The sequence below is a fragment of the Cytobacillus sp. NJ13 genome (assembly GCA_030348385.1).
Classification (GTDB): domain Bacteria; phylum Bacillota; class Bacilli; order Bacillales; family Cytobacillaceae; genus Cytobacillus.
Map to the genome: position 1 here is coordinate 1,401,020 of JAUCFP010000006.1, position 16,647 is coordinate 1,417,666.

At 42.0% G+C, this 16,647-nt stretch carries 17 protein-coding genes; 3 read left to right on the plus strand and 14 right to left on the minus strand.

Annotated elements, in window-relative coordinates; translation table 11 throughout:
• Positions 1 to 46: 46 nt before the first annotated feature.
• Together QUF73_06815 and QUF73_06820 are read right to left on the minus strand one after the other, a co-directional pair.
• The gene (locus QUF73_06815; GenBank protein ID MDM5225923.1) at positions 47 to 751 is read right to left on the minus strand and encodes a gamma-glutamyl-gamma-aminobutyrate hydrolase family protein; all 705 of its coding nucleotides are present in this window, start codon (positions 749 to 751) and stop codon (positions 47 to 49) included.
• 136 nt (positions 752 to 887) lie between these two features.
• Positions 888 to 2,537: a catalase gene (locus QUF73_06820; protein ID MDM5225924.1), complete on the minus strand. Its 1,650-nt coding sequence runs from the start codon at positions 2,535 to 2,537 to the stop codon at positions 888 to 890.
• A gap of 236 nt (positions 2,538 to 2,773) precedes the next feature.
• Between QUF73_06820 and QUF73_06825 the strand changes: the two genes are divergently transcribed.
• Both QUF73_06825 and QUF73_06830 read left to right on the plus strand, forming a co-directional pair.
• A complete protein-coding gene (locus QUF73_06825; GenBank protein ID MDM5225925.1) occupies positions 2,774 to 2,899 on the plus strand; it encodes a hypothetical protein in 126 nt (41 codons plus the stop codon).
• Positions 2,900 to 3,288: 389 nt separating this feature from the next.
• Entirely contained in the window at positions 3,289 to 3,918 is a 630-nt protein-coding gene (locus QUF73_06830) for a hypothetical protein (GenBank protein ID MDM5225926.1), read from the plus strand.
• Positions 3,919 to 3,960: 42 nt separating this feature from the next.
• Here the strand turns inward: QUF73_06830 and QUF73_06835 are convergent, their stop codons facing one another.
• Positions 3,961 to 4,746 carry a glucose-1-dehydrogenase gene (locus QUF73_06835; protein ID MDM5225927.1) on the minus strand — a complete coding sequence of 262 codons (786 nt, stop codon included), beginning with the start codon at positions 4,744 to 4,746 and terminating at the stop codon, positions 3,961 to 3,963.
• A gap of 19 nt (positions 4,747 to 4,765) precedes the next feature.
• Positions 4,766 to 5,620: a GRP family sugar transporter gene (locus QUF73_06840; GenBank protein MDM5225928.1), complete on the minus strand. Its 855-nt coding sequence runs from the start codon at positions 5,618 to 5,620 to the stop codon at positions 4,766 to 4,768.
• A 295-nt stretch (positions 5,621 to 5,915) separates the two neighbouring features.
• On the opposite strand from QUF73_06840, the gene sstT reads away from it, so the two are divergent.
• Positions 5,916 to 7,148 carry a serine/threonine transporter SstT gene (sstT, locus tag QUF73_06845; protein ID MDM5225929.1) on the plus strand — a complete coding sequence of 411 codons (1,233 nt, stop codon included), beginning with the start codon at positions 5,916 to 5,918 and terminating at the stop codon, positions 7,146 to 7,148.
• Between the two features lie 113 nt (positions 7,149 to 7,261).
• On the opposite strand, the gene QUF73_06850 is transcribed toward sstT, so the two are convergent.
• The 10 genes from QUF73_06850 to phnW all read right to left on the minus strand — a co-directional run bounded on the left by QUF73_06850 (position 7,262) and on the right by phnW (position 16,635).
• Entirely contained in the window at positions 7,262 to 7,657 is a 396-nt protein-coding gene (locus QUF73_06850; protein ID MDM5225930.1) for a VOC family protein, read from the minus strand.
• A gap of 365 nt (positions 7,658 to 8,022) precedes the next feature.
• Positions 8,023 to 8,589, minus strand: a complete 567-nt coding sequence (locus tag QUF73_06855) for a class I SAM-dependent methyltransferase (GenBank protein ID MDM5225931.1) — start codon at positions 8,587 to 8,589, stop codon at positions 8,023 to 8,025.
• 111 nt (positions 8,590 to 8,700) lie between these two features.
• Entirely contained in the window at positions 8,701 to 9,600 is a 900-nt protein-coding gene (locus QUF73_06860) for an NAD(P)/FAD-dependent oxidoreductase (protein MDM5225932.1), read from the minus strand.
• Positions 9,601 to 9,664: 64 nt separating this feature from the next.
• Positions 9,665 to 10,108 (minus strand): Rrf2 family transcriptional regulator, encoded by a 444-nt coding sequence (locus QUF73_06865; GenBank protein MDM5225933.1) that lies wholly within the window; start codon positions 10,106 to 10,108, stop codon positions 9,665 to 9,667.
• Between the two features lie 187 nt (positions 10,109 to 10,295).
• Positions 10,296 to 11,750 (minus strand): anion permease, encoded by a 1,455-nt coding sequence (locus QUF73_06870; GenBank protein MDM5225934.1) that lies wholly within the window; start codon positions 11,748 to 11,750, stop codon positions 10,296 to 10,298.
• 1 nt (position 11,751) lies between these two features.
• Positions 11,752 to 12,933, minus strand: a complete 1,182-nt coding sequence (locus QUF73_06875; protein MDM5225935.1) for a glycerate kinase — start codon at positions 12,931 to 12,933, stop codon at positions 11,752 to 11,754.
• 394 nt (positions 12,934 to 13,327) lie between these two features.
• Positions 13,328 to 13,762, minus strand: a complete 435-nt coding sequence (locus tag QUF73_06880; protein MDM5225936.1) for an SRPBCC family protein — start codon at positions 13,760 to 13,762, stop codon at positions 13,328 to 13,330.
• Between the two features lie 15 nt (positions 13,763 to 13,777).
• Positions 13,778 to 14,554 carry a helix-turn-helix domain-containing protein gene (locus QUF73_06885; protein ID MDM5225937.1) on the minus strand — a complete coding sequence of 259 codons (777 nt, stop codon included), beginning with the start codon at positions 14,552 to 14,554 and terminating at the stop codon, positions 13,778 to 13,780.
• Between the two features lie 171 nt (positions 14,555 to 14,725).
• Entirely contained in the window at positions 14,726 to 15,544 is an 819-nt protein-coding gene (locus QUF73_06890; GenBank protein MDM5225938.1) for a phosphonoacetaldehyde hydrolase, read from the minus strand.
• Entirely contained in the window at positions 15,541 to 16,635 is a 1,095-nt protein-coding gene (gene phnW / locus QUF73_06895) for a 2-aminoethylphosphonate--pyruvate transaminase (protein MDM5225939.1), read from the minus strand. The genes QUF73_06890 and phnW overlap by 4 nt, the downstream gene beginning before the upstream one ends.
• Between the last annotated feature and the right edge of the window lie 12 nt (positions 16,636 to 16,647).

The window sequence follows — 16,647 nt, forward strand, 5'->3', positions numbered from 1 at the left end:
GCCGCCGCAAAAATGGAAAAATGCGACGGCTTTTTACCTTCTAGTTTTATTGTTTGCAAGCCTTTATAAATGCCTCAAAAATAGCTATGGATGGGTCATCATTCTTTTGTGTCATGCATTCAGGGTGCCACTGTACCCCTAATACAAAGTTATGCTTGTTACTCTCAAATGCCTCAATGACTCCATCATTTGCTTCTGCACATACCTCAAAGTTTTCAGGCATTTTGCGGACAGCCTGATGATGATAGCTGTTTACTTTAAAGTTTTCCGCGCCAGTGACTCTGTGCAGAAGAGAATCTCTATTTACATTCACAAAGTGGGACGCATGCCATCGGGGTGCTTTTTGGACATGCTGTAAAAGTGGGACGCCCATTTGGGAATAGATGTCCTGATACATATCGCCCCCAGCAGCAATAATGAGGATTTGGCAGCCCCTGCATATGGCTAAAATTGGTTTATCAATAGCCAGCATTTTTTGAATAATGCTGATTTCAAACGTGTCTCTTTCCGGACAGATGCTTCCCAGATTTTGATGGGGTTCTTCACCAAATAGAGTCGGATCGATGTCCCCTCCACCGGTAAGAAGCAGCCCATCCAGCTCTTCAGCTAATTTTTCAATTTTGTCATCTTCCAGCAGATTAGGCAAAACAACCGGAACGGCCCCAGCGTTTAATAATGAATGGATATTTTCCATTGAAACGGAAAGCTGCTTGTCATCTAAATTTGATGTAACCCCTATAATTGGTTTCATTCGGCACCTCTGGCTATATAGTTTAGGAGATTATTCTATAAAACCGGGAAGAAGTCCTACCTGCCGGCATTTGAAAAATTGTAAAAAGCGAAGACAAAAAAAGCTGCCCATCTTCTGGACAGCCCTAGCTTCATAATTAATATGGATCCGTTTCGCGGCTTTTCTCAACAGCTTCTTTTGCTGCCTGGTTCTCAGCGATCGAACCCTGGCCATATTTAGACCTTCCGGCGTCACGGCCAGGAACTTGCTCTTCACCGTTCATTTCCAGCAATTCTTTCATGACTTTCTCAGTTCCTTCCTTCACGCGGCGGCCATAATCTTCATCTGCCTGTGTAAAATGCTCAAACATAGCATCTTGAATACGTTTGTCACAAACCGACAGTGCTTCAGATAGGTTTTTGATCAGTTCATCGCGCTCCCAATCTTCAAAGCTCCGGTAGGTATGGCCGGCTTGACCATAATTGTTTGGACGATCGATAGGTGCGCTCATGGCTGCCGCATTATAGGTTGGCCGATGCGGGGTGCGCCCTTCTTCAGGTGCTTGTTTGAAGCCGCCCTTCATCGATGGCTCGTAGTTAATATGCGGATTTTCTCCAGACTCTTTCGGGTCACGAGTATCCATTTGGCCGCGCTGCTGGTTTGTGCGCACAGGTGCTTTCGGTGCATTCACCGGTAATTTCAGATAGTTCGCCCCTACGCGATAGCGCTGTGTATCGGAATAAGAGAAAGTCCGGCCCTGCAGCATTTTATCATCGGAAAAATCCATTCCGTCAACAAGTACCCCTGTACCGAAGGCAGCCTGCTCAATCTCTGCATGGTAATCTTCTGGATTACGATCAAGAACCATACGGCCAAGAGGCAGCCAAGGGAACTTATCTTCCGGCCAAAGCTTCGTATCATCAAGGGGATCAAAATCCAGTTCAGGATGGTAATCATCCTCCATGATCTGGACAAATAGTTCCCATTCAGGATAATCTCCCCGTTTAATCGACTCAAATAAATCCTGTGTGGCATGACCGACATTTTTCGCCTGAATATTGCTTGCCTCTTCCTGTGTCAGGTTGCGGATTCCCTGCTTCGGCTCCCAGTGATATTTCACCAGTACCGCTTCACCTATTTCATTCACCCATTTATACGTATTGACGCCGGATCCCTGCATGTGACGGTAAGTAGCGGGTATTCCCCATGGTGAAAACAGGAATGTAATCATGTGTGTGGCCTCAGGTGTACGGGAGACAAAATCAAACATCCGCTCGGGATTTGACACGTTTGAAACGGGATCAGGCTTGAAGGCGTGAATCATGTCAGGGAATTTCATCGCATCCCGGATAAAGAAGATTTTCAGGTTATTGCCGACTAAATCCCAGTTTCCATCCTCTGTGTACATTTTTACTGCAAAGCCGCGCGGATCCCGTACTGTTTCCGGTGAATCTTTTGCCCCTGCAACGGTGGAGAAGCGAACCATCAATGGTGTCTTCGTTCCTGCACCGGAAAAAACCTTTGCGCGGGTATACTTTTCGACCGGCTCATCCCCCACTTTTCCGTATGTCTCAAAGTAACCGAATGCCCCTGCCCCTCTTGCGTGAACCACACGCTCCGGAACCTCTTCCCTGTCAAAATGGGAGATCTTCTCAATGAAATGGTAATTCTCCAAGGTCGCTGGTCCCCGATTGCCTAACGTGCGGATGTTTTGGTTATCAGTAACAGGATGCCCCTGCCGTGTCGTCAGCGTCTCACGCTTCACATCTTGCTCATTTGCAGAATTCAAATCTTTGTTTTCTTCCAAGATCGAACCTCCTTAAATTTTATGACCATATTTTACCTCTGCTTTAGATATCTATACTCGAATTTACCTGTAATGTTATGTACTGGATATTCTTCCAAAACACAAATACTGCCGGTGCTATGATACCCTGTGAAATGAAAATGTAACCATTTTTCGGAAAAAGCCCCTCGTTGATTTGTTCGAATAAAGTTCTTCCCTTTGTAAAAAAATACTTATGTCCAAAGGGAGGTGTAGACGTGCCGAATCTAAATGATAACAAGTTCAAGAAAATTCAATCCGAAAGCCAGAAGCAGGGTAAAACATACGAAGAGTATGCTGCAGAACTGGAAGCGAACAAAATGAAAGCTCAAAAAAGAAAATAAATAACTGAGAGGCAGGAAATATCGCGCCTGCCTTTTCAAGTGAAGGCAGCGAATAGGCGGAATTCTTAGCTATATATATCTTTTAATCTCTATAAGTAATCTCTGGTATTGCTTTGGGCAAACTGCCCCGCCGGAGAGAACTAACCGAACTGCGGCAGGACATATTTAATAATTTGTCCGCATCCCGTTCATAGTTTGTTAACATTTACGCATTACAATGAAATTGTACCGAAACATCATACAGCCCTTTTTCTTTACCCCTTCAGGTCCGGCCCATATTAAGTGGCCGGATTTTTTTATTTATTTCTTTCACCTTCTCAAAAATTTGATCACCCTCCATGCTACTATTTTTCTTGTAGAGATCAAGATAACTAACTGGAGGGATCAGTATGAAACATAGGAAATTGGGAAAATTGGCTGCGGCAGGTTTGTTGTCTGCCTTGTTTCTAACGGCGTGCGGTGAAAGCGAAGATGTATCAACCAAAAGCAAAGCAGAGGAAAATGGCCAGGAACAAAGTGCAAAGCCTGAAGAGAAAAAAGAAGAAGCCAAGGTCGGCTCCCGCTCCAATCCGATAAAAATAAATGAAATGGCTGCGATTGAAACGGTCACCTACGATGATTCATCAAATGAATATAAAACAAAGATCGAGCTGTCAGTGGAAGAGGTCATACGCGGACAGGATGCGCAGCAAAAACTGAAGGAAATGAATGAGTTTAACGAGGATGCACCTGAAGGGTATGAATGGGTTCTTGTAAAAAGCAAACTAAAAGTTGCCGACTCTGAAACAGAGGACCATCCATTCACCATCGATGGAATCATGAACTTTAAATTTGTCAGCGAGAGCGGCGATGTATACAGCGGCGATACTGTCGCAACAACAGAACCGGATTTTTCCTTTGAAATGTATAAAGGAAATGAGAAGGAAGGGTATATAGCAGGCTTAGTAAAAACTGGCGAGGATGCCAAAATGGAGTATGATTCCTGGGTCGGAAATACAGTGTTTTTTGATTTGAAATAAAACTTCAAAGCCCCTCTCATTATTGAGAAGGGCTTTTTTCCATCATCCTTTTCCCGCCTGGAATCCGGGATATTGTGTCATGCCCCCGTCAGCATATAATGTCAGTCCGGTGACATAGCTGGCTTCTTTAGAAGCCAGCCACACTGCACAAGCTGCGATTTCTTCGGGCCTGCCGATGTAGCCCATAGGAATGAGCTCAAGGACACCTTTTTTCAATTCAGGATCTGAAAATTTTTCAGCATTAATCGGTGTATCAATAGCACCAGGGGCAATGCAGTTCACCCGGATCCCGTGCGGAGCAAATTCAAGAGCGAGAGTCTCGGTCATCAATTTGACCCCGCCTTTGCTTGCGGCATAGTGAACAAAATGGGGCCAGGGAATTTCCTGATGAACAGATGACATATTAATGATCGAGCCTTTTATTTTGTTTTCCAGCATATAATCTATGGCTTCCCGGCAGCCTAGAAATTGTCCTGTCAAATTCGTTGAAATAACTTTGTTCCAATCCTCCAGGGTGAGTTCTTCAGATGGGACTTCATTTTCGATTCCCGCGTTATTGATCATGACGTCGAGAGAACCGAATGTTTTAATTGCATGGGCGATCATTCTTTTAATATCCTCTTCCTTTGTAACATCCCCCTGGATGGCAGAGGCACTTCCGCCTGCTTTTTCAATTGTTTCAATAATCCCCTGCAGTTCCTGTTTCTCATTGAAATAATTGATGACTACCTTCGCTTTTTCAGCACCGAATCGCTCAGCCATCGCCTTCCCGAGCCCGGTCGCTCCGCCGGTAATGACGACAACTTTTCCTTCAAGACTTGGATACATAAGATCCGCTCCCTTATTTTTATTTTTTTGTAAAGCCCAGCAAAACTCCTCCAGCTATAATAAACAAACAGCCAAGGAGAACCATAAACACCTGCTTTTTGCTTTTGCGTTCATTTAAAAAGAAAAGCCCGCCAATGGTCGATATTACAATTCCGGTCTGAGAGAGTGAAAAGCTGGTGGCCACGCCGATCTTTGGCAGTGAAAGCAGCAATCCCAGATTCCCCGTACTCCAAATCAGCCCCGTAATGATATTTCGTACAGCAAATTTGTTATATGGCTTGCGGCGCAGAGTAATGAGGAATGCTCCTGTTACCATCCCAATCGCCTGCGGCAGAATTGCAGACCAGCCGTCAATTTCAAACCAGCGGATTAATACGACATACCCCACAAATCCTGCCGTCGATAAAAGCAGTACAAGCAGGCCTTTCTTGAGACTTTTTCCCTGTTCCTTGTCATCTCCCTGTTTCAGAGAAGTCAGAACGGCACCGACAATGATGCAGACCAGAGAGGTGACCCCGATGATAATGCTCATCGCTGTTTCCCATTCTTTAAAAATGAATACCCCAAAAAAAGTTGTTCCTATAAGCTGCAGGCCAGTGGACATCGGAGCTGTCTTGGCAACCCCCAAATAGCGGACTGCCCCAAACTGATTTTTCTGCCCGATCGACCAGAATAAGCCGGAAATGAAGCCAACTGCCCAAACAATATTGGACAAATCCGGCCTCTTGAAAAGATAAACAGCGATAGCAAATAACAGGGCTCCTATTGTCGTACCCAGTGTCTGGCTGTCCTCATCTCCGCCAAGCTTGTTGCTGACAAATACAATGCTGCCCCAGGAAACCGCTGCAATGAGGGCTAATAGAATTCCTGTCATGGTGTGTACCCCATCTTTCGATTTTATGTACATTTTTAGATTGCGGCTATAGAAATGCTCTTATTCCACAAGCAAAAAAAGTATTGATTTATTTATTTTCATACCACAAAAATAAACCAGTGAAACCAACAGCACCAGCAATCTTTCTTTATAAAAGCTGTTTTGACAGATATTTCAATATAATAATTTATCGCACAATTTATAATATTTGTGTTAAACTAACAAATATCACTGTCAAATAACAGTGAAATGCAATTATTCTCTTTTATATAATAAGGACTTCGGAGGGAATTCTATGAAAAATGCAATCAGCAAGTGGAACCAAATAAGCCTGGTCAAAAGAATTCTGCTGGGCATCATCGCAGGTGTCGCCCTGGCTTTGACCATTCCTAAAGCAGCGGGATGGATCACCATCTTCGGCACTCTTTTTGTAGGTGCATTAAAAGCTGTAGCACCGATCCTGGTATTTTTCCTGGTGATGCACGCCATTTCCAAGCATAGAAGCGGCCATAAGACGAATATGAAATCTATTATCGCCCTTTATGGATTAAGTACGTTTCTTGCAGGAGCTGTCGCAGTTTTTGCCAGCTTTATTTTTCCGGTTACCCTGTCACTTGCTCCCGGAGCTGAGGATGTAACACCTCCTGGAGGGATAGCAGAAGTTCTTAAAACCCTGCTGACAAACGTAGTGGACAACCCGGTCAATGCACTGATCAACGGCAACTATATCGGTATTCTGACTTGGGCGATTCTCCTCGGCCTGGCTTTAAGAAAAGCTGCTGATACAACAAAGAACATGCTCGCAAACTTCTCAGATGCCATCTCGACTCTAGTAAAATGGGTGATCAGCTTCGCCCCAATCGGGATTATGGGTCTCGTGTTTGATGCGATTGTCGCCAATGGTCTTTCAGCATTGCTTGATTATGGAAAACTGCTTGCAATCCTGCTGGGTTCCATGTTTTTTATTGCTCTTGTTGTGAATCCGCTTATCGTATTCTTAAATATTCGCAGGAACCCATATCCTCTAGTATTTAAATGCCTAAGAGAAAGCGGAATTACAGCATTCTTTACGCGCAGCTCAGCAGCAAACATCCCTGTAAATATGAGCTTATGCGAAAAGCTTGGGCTGGATGAAGATACTTATTCCGTATCCATCCCATTAGGCGCCACGGTTAACATGGCAGGTGCAGCTGTTACGATTTCTATTCTGACTCTTGCAGCTGTCCATACACTTGGCATTCAAGTGGACTTTGCAACTGCCCTTATCCTTAGCGTATTAGCAGCAGTATCTGCCGCAGGTGCTTCAGGTGTTGCAGGCGGATCACTTCTTCTCATTCCTTTAGCAGCCAGCTTATTCGGAATGCCAAATGACATTGCGATGCAGGTTGTAGGTGTAGGATTCATCATTGGAGTTCTTCAGGATTCATGTGAAACGGCCCTTAACTCGTCTTCAGATGTTCTATTTACAGCAACTGCTGAATATGCAAAGAAACGCAAGGAAGGCAAGATAGTGAAAATCAGTGCCTGATATAACAAAATAGAGGAGCCAGCCCTTTGCCTGGCTCCTCAATGAAAAAAGCCCTCTCGATGGAGAAGGCTTTTTTCATTTATGTATTTTTCCATATGATGCTATAAGATCATTTACTTTGCATTTGCATCCGGCTGGTGAATTCCGAAAATATTTCCTTCTGTATCCTTATAGTACCCCTGCCAAGCCATTCCAGGAAGAGCATACTTCGGCAATGCGACAGTGCCGCCATTCTTAAGAATTCTGGCTTCAGCTGCATCATAGTCCTCCACACCCATCGTACAGGCAAATCCGTTTAACGTTTGATTAGCTTCTGGAGGCGGTCCCTGCCTTTGCATCAGAGCACCGTTAATGCCCAGCTCTTCTTCATTTCCAGTCACTGCTCCATAATAAGGCATTCCGGCATACTCACTCCAATCCTGAAATGACCAGCCGAATACCTCGCCATAAAACTTCTTGGCCCGCTCCATGTCATCCACATGAACTTCAAAATGAACTAATCTGCCCATAGTATCCTCCTTTAAATTACGTAATCGCTTACAAATCTATTATAATGCTTGTGGAAAAAAGTACAAAGCGCCTGCTTAATATAGAACTGGCATTCCTCTTATTGCTCTTGCTAAACTGCCTTTTTTCTGAAAATTAACAAAAAGGTTCGTTTACCAGATAGATACGGGTTCTGCCGAGATTTAGGTTAGGTGCAAATGAAAATAGGCGGTTCCTTTTTGAAGGACAAACAGATTCAAATAAACAAGCAGCCGCTTGAAACAAATAACTATGTCTCACCCGCTGTTCCTCCTTAGGTCTATACTGCCCGTCATAAAAATGGAGAAGACGAAAACTCACAGCATCCTCTTCCCCCATTTTTCAATTATCATTTTTTAGCCATAATCATATAGATGGCATCTGTTAAAAAGAGCTTTCTGGATACATTCAGCCCTGCAAGTTTAATTTCTTCTTCCATTTCGGATGAAGAAATTCTTGGATGTCTTTCTTTAGGAAAGTCTTTCTTCTCAAATTCGATACATACAAAATAGCCGCCAGGCTTAAGCACTCGTTTAATTTGCCCCAGTGCACGTGGTAAGGATGGCATCTCATGGAGAACTAATGATGCCAGTGTAAGATCCATGCTATTGTCAGGTAATGGAATATGATCAATACTGTCTTTTAGTATTATAATATTTTCAATTTTTTCCTTTTCCGCTTTGGATTTGATCACATCCAGCATATCTGCATCAATATCTAATGCATAAACCATTCCAGCTGTGGCTCTTGCAGCCGGGACTGTTATATAACCAGTGCCTGCACCTAAATCCAAAATCGTGTCCGTTTTTTTAATAGGGATCATTCCCAGCAGTTCTTTTGGCGGAATATCACCTCTTTTTTTTGGATTTTCCAGAAATTCTATTTTTCTTGCCAAACGTTCCATTTTCTCTTCCATATTGATCCCTCTCCCTTTGGAAAATGTGTAACTCATCAAATTATATTAATAGATATTAAAGACACATGCACTCTTTAATTAAAGCAAAGAAGGTTTTACTTCCAACACCTTTTAAAATTCTTCATTTACTAAATCATGAACGATTCCCATAGCCGCTTTACTTCCCGCACTGGCGGCAATAATCAATTGGGAAGGTGCCAGGATAGAATTATCACCGCTGGCATAAACACCTTTAATATTAGTTCGGCCAAGTGTGTCTGTTTCAATTCCACCCATATTATTCATCTTGCATCCTAATACTTCTGCAAATGGCGAAGCTTGGGTTAAACCTGTTGTGACAAAGCCTCCAGCCCTAAAAATTTCATTGCCATTTCTAAATTTTATTTTAGCCAAGCGGCCGCTTTCCCCTTCAAAAGCATCTATCTCATCGTCAAACACCTTTATTTGTTTCATTATTAATATTTCTTTTTGCTCTTCTGAAAATATCAAATTGCCATTCGTACAAACAACAAGATCTTTACTCCAATTTGAAATCATTTTTGCCATATGGAAAGCACGGTTATCCTCTGAGATTAGAACTAATGGGCGGTCTCTTAATTCCCAGCCATCGCAAAATGGGCAACTAAACAAGGTTTTGCCATAAAACTGGTGAATTCCTTCAATTGCTGGAAATTCATCTCTTAGACCTGTAGCCAATAGGACCTTTTTGGAGCGTAAGCATCTGCCGTCTTCTGCACGAATCATGAAAGCATCATTTTCTTTCTTTATATCAATAACCCGCTGATTCTCCATAGTGATGCCAGGATAGTTCATTAAATCTTCCCTGGCAATTCTTTTAAACTCAGAAGGTTTGATGCCATCCCTTGTAATAAAACCATGAGATTCGTGTGTTACCGCATTTCTGGGTTTATTTTCATCAAAAAGGATAACCTTTTTCCTTGCCCTTCCAAGAACAAGTGAAGCATTTAATCCGGATGGCCCTCCGCCGATAATAACACAATCTAACAGCATATTTATTTCCTCCTCAATTAAATATATTATAGACTCTTAATATCTATGATTAACACAAAAAAAATTACTCAAACTGATTACAATTCTTTTTGTGATTTTTTGCGGATTCAATCTCTTTTGCAATATCAGCAATATATTTTGTATTCAGCTCATCTTTCATCTTTTTCTCAGCTTTAAACATCACTTTTTCAATTAAGCAATCTTCATTTGATAAATCATCATGCTCCAAAGAACAATTAAACAAGGTGGTGTGCCCTTCGATGGCATGAATGACATCCAGAAAGGAAGTTTTACGAGAATGCCTTACAATGCTGTATCCGCCCTTAACACCAGGAGTTGATTCAATAAGTCCTGCCTTTACGAGTTTCGTGAGAATTTTCGACAGGTAGGTCGGCGAAAGATCTTGGATTTTAGCCAGCTGTTCAACGCCAACAGATTTTCCCTTGGGTGTTAAAGTTAAATACACCATTGTGTGCAATGCATAGTTGGTGGCTTTTGAATATTTCATTTACTATCTCCTTTATCAATACATTAAAGATCTTTAATATCTGTAATTAACCTTACCCTAAATTCAAGTAACAATCAAGCACAACTATTTAATTTTTCCTAACCAGTTCATTCGGTTCATCCTAATTAAATATATTTCCAATGCAAATGAAAAACCGCATTAATAAAAATGCGGTAAGGAATTTCAGTCAATATAGACTCATCCCCGTCCACTGCCAATAAGTACAATAGAAAATAACTGCAATGGCAATGTACAGCGGCATTAGGATAGCACTTAACTTGGCTAAAATACCTGCATCATAACTTAATTCATCATCCTCATAAAAAAGGAGCAGTGCCTTAGAACTTACTGGAAACGTGATGCAATAGTTCATGCCTATTAAACTGATAAAGACGGCTGCGTACGGATTCATTCCCATTGACTGGCTAAACAGAATGATCCCTGGAACCAAAACAATTGCCCTTGTCGTATGGGATGTAATGTATAAATGGCTGGTGGCGGCGATGATAAGGATCACGACTGCCATAATCCAATCCGGAGCATCAGTAAAGATTTGGAGGAAGCCTGTAATCTTTCCTTCCATCCAATCGGCCACACCATTTACAACAAGAATTTTTCCTAGTGAGGCGGCTGCTGCAACAAAAAGAATCAAATTCCAAGAAACTGCTTTAACCCCCTGTTTCCAGGTAATTACCCCCATATTCGGCATCGTCAGCGCAATTGCCCCGATCATGGAAACCAATGCAAGATCATATCCATGGAAACTTTCAGTCATCCATCCTATGATCAGAAGAGCAACAATTATTAGAGTTTTAATTTCCGCTCCTGTAAGCGGCATTTGAGCTGGCAAATCCGGTAGATTAGGTATAACAGGTGATTTTTCCAATTCCTTTTCACCCCTCATCATCCACTTAACGGCAATTGAGCTCACGATTGTCATAATAAATGCAAAAGGCAGTCCCCACATTAGCCACTGCAAATAGGAGATGGATTGGCCAGCCGCAGTTTCCAAAAGCCCAACGCCAATGACATGGGAACCAGCACCAATAAGTGCTGCCGATGTACTCATTAAAATGACGATAGGCATAGTGATTGTAAGAATTTTTTTCTCTTTTACGGTCAGCCTGCTTGCCAGATGAATGATGACCGGCCTTGCCATGGCAGCTCTGGCGGATGTTGAAGGAATAAAAAAAACAGAGGCGAAAAGAAAGGATATCATCCCCCTTTTCAGCTTTGCTGGCGTCCGGCTTTTTCCTAAGGTAAACTGAATGAACCGTTCAGTTAAACCTGATTGTTCAACAGCCTCCCCAATGAAAAATGCCCCGACCATCAGCCATACCACCTCCTCCGAAAGGGACAGATATAATAGCTCCGGGCTCGCTCCTTTCATTAAAATGATGAATACGACGCTGGCAAATGCAATGAATCCAGCAGGGAGTTTTGTTGAAGTCCATAGCGTCACAGCTGAGAGAAAAACGAAAATCGATACCTTTGCTTTATAATCAACCCCATCAGCGAACGCAATCAACAGAAGGAAGATGACATGGGCGCTTATTATGGCCAGGCTTCTTCGGGAAATACGGTCTAATTGCATAAATAATGGATGGGCGTATTGCCCATGCTTTTCCATTCTAGTCTGCATATTAGACAGCCCCTTCATTGATCCGGCTTCTGCTGGCTATTTTATAGCCAATGTCCACTTGCCGCATGACTGATTCTGTACTGTCCTCAATCCACTGAGGAGCATACAGAATTGCTTTTTCCAGAGATGTCGGCTTTGGTATAATGCTTAAAAAAGCATCAATGCCGGCATCATAATTCAAGGATGCCCCTTTACCAACCGTACCTGTGATGGCTATGACGGGTATATCGTATTTTTTGGCAATGCGGGCGACCTCAGTCGGTATTTTTCCATTTGGAGTCTGGAAATCGATGCTCCCTTCCGCTGTCAGCACGATGTCAGCGGAAGCAATTTTTTCTTCTATCTTTATGTATTTTCTTATAAGGCTGAAACGAGGATGAAGCACTGCACCGGCAAAAGCAGCCAAACCTGCCCCGAGCCCTCCTGAGGCACCGCTTCCCTCGAGGTATCTGACATCGATCCTATAACTTTTTTCTATAAGATTAGCATAGTGCTCCATGGCTTCAGATAATATTATTACCTGCTCTTTGGTTGCACCCTTTTGCGGGCCAAATATCCTCGCTACTCCATTGTCCCCGCATAAAACATTTTTCCAATTGCAGGCAACATCAATCTCAATTTGTCTGACACGCTTGTCCATGCCTGAGTCATCTATTTGCTTTACCTTTAATAAATCAGAACCTCCCATTATTTCAGCCACATTTCCATCACCATCCAAAAATCGGACACCAAGTGCCTGAGCCATCCCTGCCCCCCCATCTGAAGTGCCGGAGTCGCCGCAGCCGATCAAAATACGATCAGCTCCAAAATCCAAAGCAGCAAGTATCAGTTCCCCTACCCCATAAGTAGTCGTCAGTAAAGGATTTCGCTCCTGCAGGGGAACATGCTTCAGACCTGCCACTGCAGCCATCTCGATAACAGCAGTCATTTCACCATTCTCTTCAAAAATGCCGAAATGGGCATTTACCTTTTTGCCGACAGGACCCGTCGCATCTACGTAAATCAAATGACCGCCTTTTAATCTCGTAATGGTTTTAGCAAACCCCTCTCCGCCATCAATCATAGGAATTATTTCAATATCGGCTGCTCCGTTATAACGCTGCGCTCCCCTTTCCATCGCCAGCGCCACATCCTCTGCATCCAGGCACTCTTTAAAACCTGACGGTACAATCACAATCTTCATTTTGTTTTCCTCCTTAATAAGTTAGTAATTGTAATGTACCTTCCAAAAACTAGAATTCTTTTAAAATATCATTAAAAAATGATGAGAATGGCGCTGCCCTTATCTGCTAAAAGTAGCATCTCCTATTTTTATAAAACAGGGGAACATCAAACTAAAATAAGCCGCCCTATGATAAATAGGCCGGCTTATTTTGATTTTAAAGGGATTGGACGTAAAAAAAATTACTAATTGAATAATGAGGCATTAGTGTCGCTATATGTATGCTTTAAGGTAAATACTGCAGCTTATAAATAAGGTGCCTTACCCTTTAGACAGCCTTTTTAAAGCTGCATAGAGCAGACACCTTATGTAAATTCACAGAAATAGCCTTCCTGCCGGGGTGGATGATAAAAAATTATTGTTCAAGTATGGCTTTGATTTTTTTCAAATCCTTCATATTTGCTCTTCTCATCATAGGTTCCATCAATGGAGACAGGACCTTATTAAAGCCTTTTGGGTTCCCTTTATTTCTTAATGTCATGCGGGTATGGTTTTCTTCGATCGCTTGCCATGTATAGATAGTCTCCATTGGAAATGGGCCATTTGCAGTTTTCATTACCATTATTTCATTTGGAATATAATTAGTAATTTCGTAAACATAAGCAAGTTCCCGGCCAAGAAACTTCGCTCGAAAAGCAATCTGTGATCCTAGTTGGAGCGGTTTTGGTGTCTTCCATTCAACTGATTGTATATTCACATACCAATCAGGAGCATGATCAGGGTTAGCGGCATATTCAGCAACTTGTGAAATAGGGCAATTAATTGTTATTTCTGTAAAAACATCTACCATTCTCGGCCTCCTAAATTAATTGTCTTCTACGTAGTTTTTTAATAGGGTGCCAAGCAAGTATTCCCATCCCTTGGAATGCTCCTCTTCCCATTGGTCTTGAATAACACCAGAAGCAGTATGGGAAAGCTGAAGCAGTGTACCGCCTTCTTTTTCAAGAAGTCGATAAGTATAGGCGCTGTTTACCGCTCCCTGCATGCCAAGATGGCCATGCAGCCGTATTTCTTCAGGAGCATTCACATAATAAACATTCCCCCACACTGCACCTTGTTTTTCACCCCATTTTTCGATAAATTGTCCGCCTATAACTGGCTCAAAAGTAAAGTTTGAAGCTACTCCTTTTGGAGCTATGCGGAACTCCCACCAATCTTCCACCTTTTCGGTTAATGCTCTGAATACTTCTTCACGTGGTGCATCAAGAATGATCTCCTGTTCAATGCGAAAATCCTTAGTCGATTCCATCGTTTTGTCTCCTCCTTTTTCTCTTACTGTACTCCTTAAATTAAGAAGCGAGCTGGCGGTAGATTGCATGTATTTATCAACCCAGCGCTCATGCACTTCCTGAAGAGGTACCGCATTAAGAAAATGCCTTTTATATTTTCCTTCACGCCTTACCAAGACCAAATTCCCTTCCTCTAAAATATTTAGATGCTTCATAATGGCATACCTTGTGACTTCAGGAAAATGGTCGTCTAGTTCTCCGGTCGTTCTTGGCGATATCTTAAGAATATCGAGAATTTCCCTGCGGATTGGATGTCCCAATGCCTTAAAAACGGTGGATAGCTCGTCGCTCATTACATTACATCGACCCTTTCTTTTGGAAAGTCATTCACGTGACCAAAAGGTAACATGTTGTATAAGTGACCTTATGGTAACATATTGGTCATAACCAGTCAAGAAAACCGTGAAAAACCCCTCTATCCATTCAGAAGAGGGGGTTTTCAATAATTTAGCGATCTTTAAATATTAGCGAAATTTATGAATTTCCTTTCCTTCACTAATAAGAACATTAATTTTATCTATTACTTGAGGAAGCTCAGACAAAGTTTTAATGGTGAAATCTGCTCCATTTTTCAAAAATACTTCTTCTGTCTTTTGAATGACTTCTTCTTTTTCAGTTTGAGATAAGGAGCTGTATTCTTCTTGGGAAAGACCCATTTCAGAGCTTCCAACAATGACACCTACCGACCAGACTCCGGCATTAATGGCCTCCTTGATATCAGAGACAGTATCCCCTGCTTTCACAATCTTCCATCCTGCCGTCAATTTCAACTCTTCCATATTGCGGTAAATCATATAAGGATATGGCCTGCCATAGGAACCTGTCTCATCCGGTGTAACAAAAAAGTCAGGACTGTAGCCTTTTTCTTTGGCATTTGGAACGACAATATCCATCATGGATCTTGTATAGCCAGTTGTTGAACCAATCTTTAAGCCTTGATTCCTTAAAGTTGATACAGTCTCTATGACGCCTGGGATGGGGTCAGTATATTCCATTAATGATGCCATAAGTGCCGGTTCAAATTTTTCATATAATGAAGTGACATCGTTCTCGTTATAGCTTATTCCATATTTCTCTTCCCATAATGCAGCTATTCTTGGTGCAGACAGCATTGCACGGATATGGTCGATTTTCAGCAGCCCCATAGGTGCTCTTGCTTCCTCCATTGTCACGTCGATCCCTGCATCCCTGAAAATATTAACAAAAACGTTTACAGGAGCAAAACATCCGAAGTCAATTGCTGTGCCAGCCCAATCCAATATTACGCCTTCAACTTTATTCATTTTGCCATCACTCCCATATAATTTTCGATAATAGCACATAAACCGTTAATATCTTCTTCATAAATTTCACCTATATTGCCAATCCGGAAAGTATCTGCATCCGTTAATTTACCAGGGTAAATTACATAGCCTCTCTCTTTCACAAACCTATAAAACTCATCAAATGAAAAGTTGTCTTTCGGATATAGAAAAGAAGAAATGATGGGCGATTGTTGCTCTTCTGATATAAACGCCTTAAACCCTGCTCTTTCAAGTCTTTCTCTTAATATACGATTATTATGTTGATACCGGTTGTTTCTAGCAAAAATTCCTCCTTCTTCCATCAATTCATCCAAAGCTTTGGAAAAAGCTGCGACAACATGGGTCGGTGACGTATAACGCCATTTTCCATCATTATCCATTTCTTTCCACTGATCAAACAAATCCAGGGATAAACTCCGGGCATTTCCTTTGCATTTTGTGAGTTGGTCAAGCTTTGCAATGACAAACCCAAACCCCGGCACCCCTTGAATACACTTATTGGCGCTGCTGATCAGATAATCAATTCCTAAATCCTGTACCTTGATATCTATTCCGCCAAAACTGCTCATGGCATCAATAATCAGTATTTTATTGTATTCCTTCGCAAGCTTTGAAATCATATCAATTGGGTTCAGAATACCAGTTGTCGTTTCACAATGAACCATTATCAAATGAGTAATTTGAATGTCCTCATCAAGTATGCTTCTTATATCTGATTCCAACGGAACCTGATCATATTCCACTCGATGCTCTATATAGTCAATACTTATATATTGAGCCATTTTAACAATACGTTCCCCATAAGCACCGTTTGTGATAATCAGTGCCTTATCATTCTTTCCAATAGCAGTTGTCATTACAGATTCAACAGTGAATGTGCCGCTTCCCTGCATAAGTACAGCCGTGTATGCTGAGCTGTCCGCATCTGCAAGCTGAAGGAGTTGTGCTCTTATTTTCTGTGTAATTTGTTTATAATCTCGATCCCAGGTGCAGCGGTCAAACAGCATTTCCTCTTTAACCGTGGATGTAGTAGTTAATGGACCTGGTGTTAAAAGCTTATAGCCTGTCATTTCTTCCACCTC